At 74.7% G+C, this 14307-nt stretch carries 12 protein-coding genes; 8 read left to right on the top strand and 4 right to left on the bottom strand.

The genetic code is table 11. The features are described from left to right. Window positions 1-3: 3 nt before the first annotated feature. Both ACIP60_RS11710 and ACIP60_RS11705 read right to left on the bottom strand, forming a co-directional pair. Complete coding sequence (locus ACIP60_RS11710; RefSeq protein WP_400682447.1) at window positions 4-933, bottom strand: DUF4231 domain-containing protein; 930 nt, start codon at window positions 931-933, stop codon at window positions 4-6. Between the two features lie 202 nt (window positions 934-1135). Further along, on the bottom strand, window positions 1136-1885 hold the full coding sequence (locus tag ACIP60_RS11705; protein ID WP_400682445.1) for a sugar isomerase domain-containing protein: 750 nt from the start codon (window positions 1883-1885) through the stop codon (window positions 1136-1138). Window positions 1886-2086: 201 nt separating this feature from the next. Here ACIP60_RS11705 and ACIP60_RS11700 point away from each other — a divergent pair, with 201 nt between their 5' ends. Continuing rightward, window positions 2087-2785 carry a metal-dependent transcriptional regulator gene (locus tag ACIP60_RS11700; RefSeq protein WP_400682443.1) on the top strand — a complete coding sequence of 233 codons (699 nt, stop codon included), beginning with the start codon at window positions 2087-2089 and terminating at the stop codon, window positions 2783-2785. Between the two features lie 583 nt (window positions 2786-3368). Here the strand turns inward: ACIP60_RS11700 and ACIP60_RS11695 are convergent. Beyond that, the gene (locus tag ACIP60_RS11695; protein ID WP_282202264.1) at window positions 3369-4079 is read right to left on the bottom strand and encodes a bifunctional DNA primase/polymerase; all 711 of its coding nucleotides are present in this window, start codon (window positions 4077-4079) and stop codon (window positions 3369-3371) included. A gap of 255 nt (window positions 4080-4334) precedes the next feature. Between ACIP60_RS11695 and ACIP60_RS11690 the strand changes: the two genes are divergently transcribed. Beyond that, window positions 4335-5711 carry a hypothetical protein gene (locus tag ACIP60_RS11690; RefSeq protein WP_030910841.1) on the top strand — a complete coding sequence of 459 codons (1377 nt, stop codon included), beginning with the start codon at window positions 4335-4337 and terminating at the stop codon, window positions 5709-5711. Window positions 5712-5899: 188 nt separating this feature from the next. Further along, window positions 5900-7030 (top strand): hypothetical protein, encoded by a 1131-nt coding sequence (locus tag ACIP60_RS11685; RefSeq protein ID WP_400682442.1) that lies wholly within the window; start codon window positions 5900-5902, stop codon window positions 7028-7030. A gap of 122 nt (window positions 7031-7152) precedes the next feature. Here the strand turns inward: ACIP60_RS11685 and ACIP60_RS11680 are convergent, their stop codons facing one another. Then, window positions 7153-8442, bottom strand: coding sequence for an ABC transporter substrate-binding protein (locus ACIP60_RS11680; RefSeq protein ID WP_400682441.1), 1290 nt, complete (start codon window positions 8440-8442; stop codon window positions 7153-7155). A 319-nt stretch (window positions 8443-8761) separates the two neighbouring features. On the opposite strand from ACIP60_RS11680, the gene ACIP60_RS11675 reads away from it, so the two are divergent. The 5 genes from ACIP60_RS11675 (at window position 8762) to ACIP60_RS11655 (ending at window position 14305) form a co-directional block, all read left to right on the top strand. Further along, a complete protein-coding gene (locus tag ACIP60_RS11675) occupies window positions 8762-9199 on the top strand; it encodes a hypothetical protein (RefSeq protein WP_400682440.1) in 438 nt (145 codons plus the stop codon). 131 nt (window positions 9200-9330) lie between these two features. Then, on the top strand, window positions 9331-10194 hold the full coding sequence (gene purU, locus ACIP60_RS11670; RefSeq protein WP_400682438.1) for a formyltetrahydrofolate deformylase: 864 nt from the start codon (window positions 9331-9333) through the stop codon (window positions 10192-10194). A 453-nt stretch (window positions 10195-10647) separates the two neighbouring features. Further along, entirely contained in the window at window positions 10648-11115 is a 468-nt protein-coding gene (locus ACIP60_RS11665) for an ATP-binding protein (protein WP_400682437.1), read from the top strand. Between the two features lie 463 nt (window positions 11116-11578). Continuing rightward, entirely contained in the window at window positions 11579-12847 is a 1269-nt protein-coding gene (locus ACIP60_RS11660; protein WP_400682436.1) for an MFS transporter, read from the top strand. Between the two features lie 93 nt (window positions 12848-12940). Continuing rightward, the gene (locus ACIP60_RS11655) at window positions 12941-14305 is read left to right on the top strand and encodes an MFS transporter (protein WP_400682701.1); all 1365 of its coding nucleotides are present in this window, start codon (window positions 12941-12943) and stop codon (window positions 14303-14305) included. Window positions 14306-14307: the final 2 nt, after the last annotated feature.

Below are 14307 nucleotides of genomic sequence, written 5' to 3'. Positions count from 1 at the left end.
TGCTCAGCTGGGGATGTCGAGGCTGCGCACCTCGCGGCGCGCCTGCCAGGTGGTGTGCTCCCGGGAGATGGCGTCCTCGGCGTCCCGGGCGAGCCGGGCCCAGGTCTCCTCGGCGTCCGCCGCGTTCAGGTCGGCGGAGGCCAACAGGGCCTCCACCTTGGAGAGTTCGGCCGCGGCCAGGGTGTAGGCGGCGGCCTGCGGACGGTACTGGCGCAGCTGGGCCCAGGCGGAGACCGAGGCGGCGACGGCCGAGATCGCGCCGAGCGCGTCGAAGCCGAACTGGCCGAGCGCGCGCAGCACGGCCAGCAGCAGGCCGAGCGCGGGCAGCACCACGGCGAGCCGGCCGACCCGGCGGGTGGCGTTGCGGCACTGGATCGCCTTGGCCTGGTACCACTGGCGCTGGCTCTGCACCCGCTCGCGCAGGTAGACCTCGCGGCGCACCGGCAGCGGCTGGTCGCGCAGCCGCTCCATGGTGTCGGTGATCTGCGGGTGGCGGGCCGGGGCGCGCCAGGTGCTCAGCTCCTCGGTGACCCCGGGGGAGACCAGTTCGGTGTCGAACTCGCCGAGGATGCCCGAGAGCTGGACGTCGTAGAGGCGCTCGGCGTCGGGCAGCTTGCGCGGCGGCGGCTGGTAGGAGTCGGCGCGCACCGCGTACTTCCACACCAGCGTCTTCACCGACTCGGCGACCGCCCGGCCGTCGTACCAGAGCCGCTGCGGGTTCTGCCGGGCGACGGTGAGGGCGATGAACAGCGCGCCCAGGTAGGCGAGGGCGGCGGCCCAGGCCCAGGCCGGGCCGTCCGCGGAGCCGGCGAAGGCGGCGCCGACCAGCAGGAGCAGCTCCCAGCGGGAGAGCGCCACCGCGCGGGCCTGGCCCTGCAGGGACGCGCCGTCGGCGGCCCAGAAGACGCCCGGGAGCAGCTCCTGCTCCCGCACGAAGCCGATCGAACGCCCCGCACCAGCCGCCATCCCCGCCCCCCGCAGCGCAGTCCCACCGGTCTCGGGAGTCCTTCCCCGTGCCGGGTGAACTTACGCGAACGGCAACGGAGTTGGCCGAATGGGACGGGTCCGCGGGCGGGGTGGCGGGGCGGGGCGGGCGGCGGGCCGGGCGGCGGTGCGGGGCGGGCCGCCCGCCGGGTCACCAGGCGTAGAAGATCCGGTCCGCGTTGTCGGCGATCACCTTGTTGTTCCACTCGGTGCCGCCGTCCACGTTGCCGGAGCGGAACAGCGGCGGGGTGATGCCCCGGTCGGCGAGCTTGGCGATCGCGGCGGCCGTGACCGACTGCATCAGGGCGCTGGTGGTGATGGTGGACACCGAGCCGAACGGGGCGCCCGCGCCGGGGTGGTCGAGTTCGCCGTCGCCGATCCCGATCTTGCTGTCCAGCACCACGTCGCAGTGGTCCTTGAGGTAGGTGCCGGACGGGTGGTTGGAGGTGACCGCGCCGGGATAGGCCAGCGAGGTCACGCCGATCACCTTCAGGCCGCGGTCGCGGGCGTGCTGGGCCAGCTCGACCGGCATCACCTGGCGGCCGGAGAGCGAGATCACGAACAGCAGGTCGCCGCTGCGGGCCGGGGTGAGGTCGAGCGTGGTGGTGGCCAGCCCGGAGACCCGCTCCAGGGCGCTGCCCAGGTGCGCGGGCATCACGTTGACGCCGGTCATCCCGGGCACGTTGAGCAGGTTCATCACCACCAGGCCGCCGGCCCGGTAGACCACGTCCTGGGCGGCCAGCGAGGAGTGCCCGGCGCCGTAGGTGAAGATCCGCCTGCCGTGCTCGACGGCCTCGGCCAGCAGCTCCGCGGCGGCCTCGATGTTCTCCCCCTCCTCGGCGCGGATCCGCTCCAGGTGGGCCACGGCGGCGTCCAGGTACCGGCCGACCAGCTCGCTCATCTCTGCTCCGTCCGAGCTCGGTGGTGGCCCAGTGGTTTGGACCACACTGTGGAGAAAGCTACGGCGTGCACGGTGGCCCGTGCCGGACCCGGCTGTCAACCGGCGCGGAAAGGGGGCGGGCATAGCGGGCGGGCGCAGCCGGTTGTCATTCCCATGCGTCAGAATTGGCGGTGAGGACACCGAAGAACGGAGCCAGGCGCGATGTCAGGGCTGATCGACACCACTGAGATGTACCTCCGCACCATCCTGGAGCTGGAGGAGGAAGGCATCACCCCGATGCGCGCCCGGATCGCCGAGCGGCTGGAGCAGTCCGGCCCGACGGTGAGCCAGACGGTGGGCCGGATGGAGCGGGACGGGCTGCTCCAGGTCGCCGAGGACCGCCACCTCGAACTGACCGGCGAGGGACGCAAGTTGGCCGTCCGGGTGATGCGCAAGCACCGGATCGCCGAGTGCCTGCTGGTCGACGTGATCGGCCTGGAGTGGGAGCAGGTCCACGAGGAGGCCTGCCGCTGGGAGCACGTGATGAGCGAGACGGTCGAGCGCAAGGTGCTCGCCATGCTCGGCCACCCGACCCAGTCCCCGTACGGCAACCCGATCCCGGGCCTGGACGAGCTCGGCGACACCAAGGCCGAGGGCGAGGGCTACGACGCCGGGCTGATGACGCTGGAGACGGTCGCCGTCGCGGACGGCGCGGACGGCGCGGACGTGGTGGTCCGCCGGATCGGCGAGCCGATCCAGACCGACGGCGAGCTGATGCGCACCCTGCGCCGGGCGGGCGTCCGCCCGGGGGCGACGGTGCGGGTCGCCCCGGCCTCCGGCGGCGTGCTGGTCGGCACCGGCGAGAGCGCAGCCGAGCTCGGCAAGGAGATCGCCGCGCACGTGTTCGTCGTCCAGGCGTAGGACGTAGCAGAAGGCGAGAAGGCCGGGCGCGGGTCGCGGCACGGCGCACGGCGGCAGGGCCCGGTGTCCCCACACCGGGCCCTGCGCGTTCCCTCCCGCTCCCCCTGCTCCCCTCCGGTCCCTCCCTGCTCCCCTCCGGTCCCCACCCGTCGCGGGGTGGTCGTGCGCGGCTCCCCGGCCGCGCCCGGCCGTCCCTCTCCCTCCCGCCCCGGTCTCCCTCCCGCTGCCGCATCCGGCTTCCCCGTCCGAACGCCCTCCCGGCAGCCCCCCGCGCTCTCGGCCCGCCCGCTCCTTCCGCTCCGTCCGTTCCGTTCCGTGCCGACGCTGAGGATGATCCCCTCGGCAACCGCGGCCAATCCTTGAGCGATGTCACCCGATCGGTGGGCTTCCCCCGTTGACCTGCGGGTATGACGACCGGTTCCGGAAGATCACGCTCCGGACGGCCGCGACGGACGAACGGCGGGCCCGGCGGTGCACGAACGGCGGGCCCGGCCTCCGGATCGGGAGGCCGGGCCCGCCAGGGCCGCGCGGGGTGTCGCGCGGGCTGCCCCCCACCGGATCGGCCGGGGGCACGCTCGGGAGGTCAGCGCACCGCCGCCGCCGGGCGCTGCGCGGAGCGCGGGGCGCCGGCCTCGCGCCCGCAGGCGTACGCGAGCGGGCTGACCAGCTCCAGCGCGTCCGGCAGCCAGCGGTTCAGCGCGGACGGCGGCCGGGCCCACTGCGCGGACGCGTACCCGCCGACCCGGGACGGCGGGGCCACCACCCAGTCGCCCTCGCCGCGCGCCACCAGGTCGAGGCGGTCCGGGGACCAGCCGATCTGCCGGAGCATGTCCGGCAGCTTGCCGACCACCCCGGGCAGCACCAGGAAGTGCAGCCGCCGCCCGCTGCGCCCCGGCGCGGCCGGCACCGCCACCACCGGGCCCAGTTGCAGCCCCATCCGCTCCATCCGGGCCAGCGCCAGGCAGCCCGCCACCTCCGGCACGTCCAGCACGTCGAACGTCCGGCCGGTGGGCAGCAGGATCGAGGCCGCCGGGTTCTCCGTCCACCACTTCCGGACCACCCCGGGCCCGGCGCTCGCCCGGCCCCGCCAGTCGTCGCCGACGGGGTGCGCGCCGGGGAGCGCGCAGCGCTCCTCGCCGCACGAGCAGCGGGCCGGGCCGTCGCCGTCGCCGTCGAGCAGCCAGGCGCCCGGCGCGACCTCCCAATGCCGGTCCTCGGCGTAGCGGACGGCTTCGATCAGCAGCGGCGGCAGGTTCGGTTCGGGGGCTCCCGGGGTGTTGTCCACGTGCAGCACAACTACCGTCCGTGAGTGCGGGTTACGGCCCGGGGCCGAACGCTTCGAACGGGACGCGCCCTGTCACCCGGGACGGTGATCCTGGTCGGAAACCCTCGGCCGGACAGGGGCGGTAACGGGCGCAGTGGGGGCGCACAGGGGCATTCACCCGGGCGCGTGGGGAGCGGGTACGTCACCGTGGGTATTCCGCATGGTGTTGCACAGTCGTCGCCCTCCGGTCGGGTCCGGACGGCGTTGGGGAGGCGGAAAAATCCCATGGCCGCGAGACCACTCGTCGCACGAGAGCCGAACGAGCGTCTGCAGCAGCTGATCCAGGAGGCGGGCTGCTCCAACGCGGGCCTGGCCCGCCGGGTCAACCTCTGCGGCGCAGAACACGGACTTGACCTTCGCTACGACAAGACCTCCGTCGCCCGCTGGCTGCGCGGGCAACAACCACGCGGGCAGGCGCCCGCGGTGATCGCCGAGGCGCTGGGCCGCAAGCTCGGCCGCGGCGTGACCGTGGACGAGATCGGCATGGCCGACGGCAAGAGCCTCAGCTCCGCCGTCGGCCTCCAGTTCGCGCCCAGCCTGGGCGCCGCGCTGGAGCAGATCTGCGAGCTGTGGCGCAGCGACGTCGGCAAGCGGGACTTCCTGGCCGGGACCACCGTCGCCGCCTCCGCCCTGGTCGAGCCCAGCCGGGACTGGCTGATCACCCCGCCGGACCCGGTGGTCGCCCGCACCGGCGGCACCCGGGTCGGCCTGGCCGACGTCGCGGCGATCCGGGCCACCACCCAGATGCTGGTCGACCTCGACCACCGCTTCGGCAGCGGCCACGTCCGCCCGGTCGTGGTGCACTACCTCAACAGCGTGGTCTCCGGCTTCCTCGGCGGCTCCTACCGGGACGAGACGGGCCGTCAACTCTTCGGCGCGGTCGCCCGGCTGACCGAACTGGCCGGCTACATGGCGGTCGACACCGGCCAGCCCGGCCTCGCCCAGCGGTACTACATCCAGGCGCTGCGCCTCGCCCAGGCCGCCGACGACCGCGGCTACGGCGGCTACGTGCTGGCCGCCTCGATGAGCCACCTCGCGGCGACCCTCGGCAACCCCCGGGAGATCGCCCAACTCGCCCGCGCCGCCCAGGAGGGCGCCCGCACGGTGGCCACCCCGACCGCGATGGCGATGTTCTACGCCGCCGAGGCCCGCGGCCACGCCCTGCTGGGCGACGCGTACGCCTGCGAGAGCGTCGCCGCCAAGGCGCTGGCCGCGATGGAGCGGCGCAACCCCGCCGACGACCCCGACTGGATCGTGCACTTCGACGAGGCGTACCTGGCCGACGAGTTGGCGCACTGCCACCGGGACCTCCAGCAGGGCGAGCGGGCCGAGCACTACGCCCGCACCGCGCTCGAACTGCACCCCGCGCACCGGGTCCGCCGCCGCGCCGTCGACCTGGTCCTGCTCGCCACCGCCCAGCTCCAGCAACGGGACCTGGAACGCGCCTGCGAGACCGGCACCGAGGCGGTCCGGCTGCTCAGCGGGCTGCGCTCCAACCGGGGCGTGGAGTACCTGGACGACTTCCGCACCCGGCTGGAGCCGTACCGCGGCCACCGGGCGGTGCGGGAGTTCCACGCCCGGATGGACGGGGAGGCCGCGTAGGGCCCGCGCTCCGGGCCCGCCCCGGCGGGCCGCGGAACGTGAAGCGATAGCACAGAACAGCAGCCCACGTAGTCACCTGTGCCGGTGAACCGGTACCGTGGCCTCGCAGTTGTGGTCCGCCGTCAGCAATCCGGCGGGGCAACCGAAAGGCCCGGGATCCCGGTGCCGTGCACAGGTGAGGAATCGCGTTGAGCCAGCGCCGCTCGTATCCCAACTCCGGCGAGTTCAATCTGGACGACCTGTTCCGCCCGGAGCCCGCCGCAGACGGCCAGGGCAGTCCGGCGCAGGCCGCCGCGCAGCCCCCGTACGCCCAGCCGCAGCCCCCCGCGCCCCCGCAGGCCCCCGTCCCGCAGCAGCAGTCCGCGCCGCCGCTGGGCCAGAGCGGCAGCCCCGAGTACTGGGGCGCGCCCGGGCAGCAGGCCCAGGCGGCCCCGCAGGCCCCGGCGGGCGACGAGGGCGCCACCCAGTACCTGCCGCCCTACCCGGCCGGCGGTCCGGCCGTCGGCGGCCCCCCGCCGGGCTACCCGCAGCAGCCGCAGCCGGGCTACTCCGACGCGACCTTCGGCGGCCAGGGCGCCCCGCAGCAGCAGGCGTACGCCCCGCAGCCCTCCTACGGCGGGAACGGCGGCTACGGCGCCCCGCAGCCGGCGTACGCCCCGCCGCAGCCCGCCCGGGACGGCGGCCGCCGCAAGCCGAACCCGAAGGTCCTGATCGGCGCGGGCGTGGCCGGCGTCGCGCTGGTCGCGGTGCTGGTCGGCGTGCTGGCCGGCGGCGGGGACGACAAGCCGAAGGACACCGCGAAGAGCGGGGCCCCGGCCGCCCAGAGCGCCGCCCCCAGCGCGAACGGCGGCGACGCCGGGGTCACCCCCGAGGCGAAGGCCCAGGCGCAGGCCATGTCGGACCTGCTCGGCACCGCCAGCTCCAGCCGCACCTCGGTGGTCAACGCGGTCGCCGCGGTCGGCAAGTGCCAGAACCTGCCGGACTCGCAGGCCGCGCTCACCGCGGCCGCGGGGCAGCGGCAGGACCTGCTCACCAAGCTCGGCGCCCTGAAGGTCGACAAGCTGACCGACGGCGCGAAGCTGGTCACCCAGCTCCAGCAGGCCTGGCAGGCGTCCGCCACCGCCGACTCCGAGTACGCGCAGTGGGCGGGCGACCTGACCGGCGGCTGCGACCCGGCCAAGGCCAAGGACAACGACCACCTCCGCAACGGCGACGCGGCGAGCGGCACCGCCACCACGGCGAAGAAGCAGGCCGCGGAGCTGTGGGGCGCGATCGCCGGGAAGACCGGGCTGCCGAACAAGAGCGCCGGCGAGCTCTGAGCCCCCGGCGGGGCCGGAGCACCGGGAAGGGCCGGAGCGGGGGAGTCCCCGGTCCGGCCCTTCCGCGTGTCCCGCCCGCGTGTCCCGCCCGCGTGTCCCGCCCGCGTGTGCCGCCCGGCGCGCTACGCCGGGGGTGTGTCGCCGGTGAGCACCCAGCGGACGTCGGTGAAGCCCTGGTGCTGCTCGGTCAGGCGGCCGTTCTGGACCCGCTGGAAGGTGACCGAGGTGTTCACCAGGCGGGGGGAGTCGGCGCTGGGCAGCATGTCGGCGACGCCCCAGCTGAGCGGCGGGGTGGCGCCGGCGGTGTCGATCGGGTCGCCGCTGTCGAGGACCACCTGGAGTGCCTTGGGGGTGACCGGCCGGCCCGGGCCGATCCGGTCGGCGGCCTGGCGGAGCACCTCGTAGGCGACCCAGGTGGTCTGCACGCCGGGGTCGGCGACGTCGATGGTGGCGCCGTTGCCGTAGCCGCGGACGGTGGCGCGCAGGCCGTCCCAGACGGCGGAGGACTCGGCGGGGAACCAGCTGGTGGCGTACGCGCCGCGCAGCGGGCCGTTGTCGCCGCCGGTGGAGTCGACCACGGACTGCTGGAAGGAGCCGATGACGGAGGCGAGCTGGGTGTTCTTCGGGTTGGCGCGGCGGTACGGGTCGAGCAGGTTGGCGGTGGGCTCGGCGCCGAGCGCGGAGAGCAGGCAGTTGCCGGGCCTGTCGTCGCCGATGGCCCGGCGGGCCTCCTGCGAGTAGTCGTTGGACTTCTCGGGCGCCTTGATGTCGACCACCTTGATCCCGGCCCGCCCGACCGCGCCGCCGAGGTGGTTGACCAGTCCGTCGCCGGCCCGGGTGTCCGGGCGGATCAGCGCGATCTGCTTGCAGCCGGCCTCGACCAGCTGGCGTCCGCTGCCCGCGACCAGGGCGGGCAGGCCGCCGTTGACCGGGTAGGAGAGCGGGCTGCTGAACTCGGGGCCGGAGAGGCCGTAGCCGCCGACGAACGGGATGCCGGCCTGTTCGAGGACCGGCATGAAGGTGCTGCCGTACTGGCTGGCGGAGCCGACCACGGCGACCGCGCGGGCGTCGACGGCCTGTTCGGCGCAGGCGGTGGCGCCGTCGGTGGTGTCGTGCTCGTTGCAGGTCAGGACGCGGACCCGGCGGCCGGCCAGGCCGCCGTGGTCGTTGAGCTCGCGGCCGACGGCCTCGGCGAGCGCGGTCATCCCGGGGCGGTCGGCGGCGCCGGTGTCGGCCGGGGCCCAGGTCATCACGGTGACGTCCTGGCCGGCGGCGTCGGCGGCGGCGGGTCCGCCGCAGGCGGAGGCGGCGAGCAGGGCGGGCAGCAGCGCGGCCGAGGCCGCGAGGGCGGCGGTGGAGCGGCGGCGTCCGCTGACGGCGGGTGGCGGCTGGGGGGTTCCGTTCCGCGTCATGACGCTCTTTCCTCCCTGGACGTGCTGCTGCGGGTGGTCCCGTGCTCCGTTGCGCAGGCTCGGCGGATCAAGGGTGGTGGCCACCGGGCACGTCGGGAGGGACGCGGCGTGAACGGACCGCCAACGCGGGAGTAACACGGAGCGCCCCCGCCCGGCGGCGCACGTGGAGGGGGTGGCGGGGGCCCCGGCGGGGGCGGGTGTGGAGCCGGGCCCGGTCGGGAACGTACGATCGGCTCCCGTGTCCGACAGCATCGATTCTCCGCACCGGTCTGCCCGAAACACTTCTCGAACGGGCGGCCGCTCCAGCACGATGGGCGGCATGCCTCTGAGTGATCTGCCCTGGTGGCGCTGGCGGGCCCGGATCCGCTCGGCGCTGCACATGTTCTCCGACCCGGTCTTCCAGCGGGCGGCCTGGCTGGACGGCTCCGGCGGGTACGGCGACGTCACCGACGCCGTGTACCGGCTGGTCGAGGACACCTGGCTGGACCGCTGGTCGGCGGAGAAGTACGTCGGCTCGATCTTCCGGGACTCCGCCGAGGCGGTCGCGGTGGACGGCGCGGTGCTGCGGGTGCTGCGGATCGTGCACCAGGTCGGCGCGGACGCCCCGGCCGCGGCCTACCTGGGCCACCCGGACTGGCCGGAGGCGGTGCGGGCGGCCCGCGAGGCGCACCACCGGCTGGCTGCCGGCGACGGCGAGGACCCGGACCTGCCGCCCCGCTCGCTGGCGGAGCTCCGGCGGCTGACCGCGCGCGGCTGACCGCCCGGCGCGCTGACGGCGGGCTGACCGGGCGGTCCCGGATGCCGGTCGGCGTCCACGTGCCGGGTCGATCTGTGCCAGGCTGGGCCGTCGCCGTCACCCACCCGAGCCGAGAAACGGGGCCCCGCACGATGGAAGAGACCGCCCGCTCCCAGTACGTCCTGACGCTGTCCTGTCCCGACAAGCAGGGCATCGTGCACGCGGTCTCCAGCTACCTGTTCATGACGGGTTGCAACATCATCGACAGCCAGCAGTTCGGCGACGCGGGCACCGGCCTGTTCTTCATGCGGGTGCACTTCTCCGCCGAGCAGCCGGTGACCGCGGAGAAGCTCCGGGCGAGCTTCGCGGCGATCGGCGCCTCGTTCCGGATGGAGTGGCAGATCCACGCCTCCGCCGAGCGGATGCGGGTGCTGCTGATGGTCTCCAAGTTCGGGCACTGCCTGAACGACCTGCTGTTCCGCACCCGGATCGGCGCGCTGCCGGTGGAGATCGCCGGCGTGGTCTCCAACCACACCGACTTCCGCGAGCTGACCGAGTCCTACGGCATCCCCTTCCACCACATCCCGGTGACCGGGGACACCAAGGCGGCGGCCGAGCAGCGGCTGCTCGACCTGGTCGACGAGGAGCGGGTCGACCTGGTGGTGCTGGCCCGCTACATGCAGGTGCTCTCGGACGACCTGTGCAAGGCGCTGTCCGGACGGGTCATCAACATCCACCACTCCTTCCTGCCGAGCTTCAAGGGCGCCAAGCCCTACCACCAGGCGCACGCCCGGGGCGTGAAGCTGATCGGCGCGACCGCGCACTACGTCACCGCCGACCTGGACGAGGGCCCGATCATCGAGCAGGAGGTCGCCCGGGTCACCCACGACGTCACCCCCGAGCAGCTGGTGGCGCTCGGCCGGGACGTCGAGTGCCAGGCGCTGGCCCGCGCCGTGAAGTGGCACAGCGAGCGCCGGGTGCTGCTGAACGGCACCCGCACGGTGGTGTTCGCCTGACCGCGGACCGCGCCTGACGCCCGATCGGCTCCCCGTCCGCTCCTGCTCGCTCCCGTCCGCTCCCGTCCGCCCCGGCCCGCTCCCGTCCGCCGCGGTCAGCTCCCGCGCGTCCGGCGGCGTTCGAGTGCCGTTGGACATTTGTAGGAAGGGTGGTTCGCACGTGGCGCCCCCCGTGTCGGAGCGCCGTCGGCGGTACGGTCGGGCATGCCCGTGCGGGCGGTGCCGCCGTCCGGTCGTGCGAAGCCCGGCAGGGTGAGCGGGACAGTATGCACCGAGCCGTCCCCCGAACGCTGGAATATGCCCGAAGCTCTTGCTGCGACCCGGTCGCGGAATCATTCTGGGGCGTATTCGTGTCGATGCCATGGGCAGTCCTGGTCGGTGACCTCCGCTCCGAGCGGCCGACCGGAGCGGCGGGATCAAGCGGGCCGAATACCTAGTGCGGGTGGTGGAACGGTGCAGGTACTCCAGGTACAGCTGGCGGTCCAGGCGGACCCGGCGGAGGTGTCGCGGGCCCGGCGGTGGGTCCGCGACCGGCTGCGGGCGGGCGGGATCGACCAGGACTCCCCGGTGGCCGAGACCCTGGTGCTGGTGGTCTCCGAGCTGGTCACCAACGCGGTGGTGCACACCGGCCGCCCGGCGGTGCTCAGGCTGCTGCTGCCGGCCGGCCCGGCCGCCGGGCCGGCCACCGTCCGGGTGGAGGTCGCCGACGCCAGCCGCACCGCCCCCGCGCCGCGGCACGCCGGGCCCGACCAGGAGGCCACCAACGGGCGCGGCCTGGAGCTGGTCGAACTGCTCTGCGAGCGCTGGGGCTGGTACCCGGACGGCTCCGGGAAGCGGGTGTGGTGCGAGATCGGCGGCCCGGACGCGGCGGGCTGCCCGCTGGCCGTCCAGCCGGCCGCCCCGGTGGCCTCGGCGCGCTGAACCGGGCGGCGGGGCGGGGCGATCGGGCAGGGCGGTCAGACGGTGCGCGGTGCCGTGGCGCGCGGTGCCGCAGTGCGCCGGGCGCCCGCCGGGACGGCCCCCGCGCGCCGGTCGCGCGCGGCCCGCGCCCCGGACGATCCCGTCTGAATTTCGGACAACCCATTGACGTGACGTATCCGACTGATCACTCTTGGGTGCGGCGCCCGTTGCGAGGGGACGCCGAGGGAGACCGGGCGGTGCCGACACTCAGGGGGTCGTTGGCCGTCCCCGTCCGGAACCTCGGCGAGATCGGGCCGCCCGGGCGTCACGGCTTCAGGGCCCGGACGCCGACCGGACGGCGGACCGCCGTGCCGTGCTCGGGGTGCGCACGGCGGGCCGTCGTACGGTCACGCGGCGCGCAGACGCCGCATCGTGACCGGAAATCGCTGGAAACCGGCAGTGGTCTACACCAAAACTGTGGGATGTGACCGCACCCGAACTGCACACCGCTCCCACCCCGCAGGTCAGCGCAGCGAGACCGCCCGCCATCTGGTCGGGCAACTTCCGCCTCTACTTCACCGCCCGCTCGGCCGGACTGCTCAGCGACGCGATGCTCCCGGTCGCCGTCTCGGCCGGCCTGATCGCCGCCCACCACTCGACCTCCACGGTCGGCTTCGCGATGGCCTTCCTGCTCGGCCCGTTCGCCGGACTGGTGCTGTTCGGCGGGGTGCTCGCCGACCGGTTCACCGCCCGGCGGCTGATGATCTTCGCCGACCTGCTCAACCTCACCACCCGGATCCTGCTCGCGGTGCTCTTCTTCCGCGGCTTCGACCAGCTCTGGCAGCTCTACCTGCTGCTCGCGCTGGCCGGCACCGCCGCCGCGATGTTCCAGCCCGGCGCCGCCTCCACCGTCCCGCTGGTCTCCACCGACGTGCAGGGCGCCAACGGCGTGCTGCGGATCTCCGAGGCGCTCACCACCCTGGTCGGCCCGCCGCTGGCCGGCCTGCTGGCCGCCGCCTCCACCGGCTGGGTGATGGTGATCGCCGCCGTGATGTACGCGGTCAGCGCCTCCTGCCTGCTCGCCCTGCGGCTGGGCCCCGTCCCGGCCCCGCCGCCCGGCGACAGCCTGTGGCGCAACCTGGTGGGCGGCTGGCACGAGTTCTGGTCCCGCAGCTGGATGTGGGGCGTCATCCTGATCTGGATGGTCTTCACCGTGCTCTCCTGGGGCCCGCTCGGCCCGGTGGTGGCCGGCCAGATCATCGAGCGCGAGGGCGGCACCGTCTACGGCCTGATCAACGGCATGTTCGGCGCGGGCACCGTGATCGGCGGCCTGCTGGCGATCCGGGTCAAGCCGGTCCGCCCGCTCGCGGCCGGCGCGGTCGCCCTGTTCGCCTTCGCCGCCCAGCAGTTCGCGTTCGCGGCCGGCCTGCCCTGGCCGCTGCTCGGCACCGCCCAGCTGGTCTCCGGCATCGGCATCAGCTTCTGGGGCGTCATGTGGGCCACCAGCGTGCAGACCCAGGTCCCCGGAGAGGTGCTCAACCGGATCCACGCGTACGAGGTGGCGGGCTCCGTCTGCATGTTCCCGCTCGGCTCCGCGCTGGCCGGCCCGGCCGTCAACGCCCTCGGCGCGACCCGGGTGTACCTGATCGGCGGCGTCGTCACCCTGGCCGTCGCCTCGACGCTGCTGCTCAGCCCGCCGATCCGCAACCTGCGCCGGGTCCCCGACGGCGGGGCGGTGGCCGGCGGGCACTGAACCGCCCCCGGCTGTCAGGAATTCGGGCATTCGTGGCAGCCGGACCCGTCGTCGCGGCGGGGCCGGACCGGGAGACTCGGACGGGTGAAGGAACTGGAACTCAGCACCGACCCGGCCCCCGAACCGGACGCAGGCCCCGCCCCCGCCGCGGGCCCCGAACCGGACGCGGGCCCCGCCCCCGCCGCGGGCCCCGAACCGTCCCGCCGCACCCCCCGCGTCCACTACGGCTGGATCGTGGTCGCCGTCTCGCTGGTCGTGCTGATCGGCTCGGCCGGGTTCCGCTCCACGCCCAGCCTGATGATGGACGCCCTGCACGACGAGTTCGGCTGGTCCCGCGCCACCATCTCCAGCGCGGTCTCCGTCAACCTCGCCCTCTACGGCCTCACCGCGCCGTTCGCCGCCGCCCTGATGGACCGCTTCGGCGTCCGCCTGGTGGTGGTCTGCGCGCTGCTCACCATCGCCACCGGCGCCGGACTCACCATGCTGATGACCCACCCCTGGCAGCTGGTCCTGTGCTGGGGCGTGCTGGTCGGGCTCGGCAGCGGCTCGATGGCCGGGGCCTTCGCCACCACCATCTCCGGACGCTGGTTCGAGGCCCGGCAGGGCCTGGTCACCGGCGTCCTCACCGCCGCCGGCGCGGCCGGGAACCTGGTCTTCATGCCGCTGCTCGCCGCGCTCGTCGAGCACCAGGGCTGGCGCACCGCGGTCGTGGTGGTCTCGCTGTGCGCCACCGCGGTGGCCGTCCCCGTGCTGCTGCTGATGCGCGAACGGCCCTCGGACGTCGGCCAGTTGCCCTACGGCGCGACGACCGCCCCGCCGCCCCCGGCCGTCGACGGCTCGGCGGTCGCCCGCTCGCTGCGGGTGCTGCGGCTGGCCGCCCGCGCCCGGGCGTTCTGGCTGCTCGCCGGGTCGTTCGCGATCTGCGGCGCCACCACCGTCGGCCTGGTCGGCACCCACTTCATCCCGGCCGCCCACGACCACGGCATGCCCGTCACCACCGGCGCCTCGCTGCTCGCCCTGATCGGCGTCTTCGACATCGCCGGGACGGTCGCCAGCGGCTGGTTCACCGACCGCTTCGACTCCACCCGGCTGCTGATCACCTACTACGCGCTGCGCGGGCTCTCGCTGGCCTTCCTGCCCGCCCTGTTCGGGCAGAGCCTGCGCCCGCCGATCCTGGCCTTCGTGGTCTTCTACGGCCTCGACTGGGTCGCCACCGTCCCGCCCACCGTCGCCCTCTGCCGCCGCCACTTCGGCGCGGACGCCCCGATCGTCTTCGGCTGGGTGCTGGCCGCCCACCAGGTCGGCGCCGCGGTCGTCGCGGGCCTGGCCGGACTGGCCCGGGACAGCTTCGGCGACTACGACGTCACCTGGTACGCGGCGGGCGGCCTGTGCGCGGTGGCGGTCGGCTGCTGCCTCGCGCTGCGGGGCCCCGGCCGGGCCGCCGCCGCGGGTGCCTAGGC

Source organism: Kitasatospora sp. NPDC088783 (genome assembly GCF_044750705.1).
Classification (GTDB): Bacteria; Actinomycetota; Actinomycetes; order Streptomycetales; family Streptomycetaceae; genus Kitasatospora; species Kitasatospora fiedleri.
This window is presented reverse-complemented; position numbering and strand designations above follow the sequence as displayed.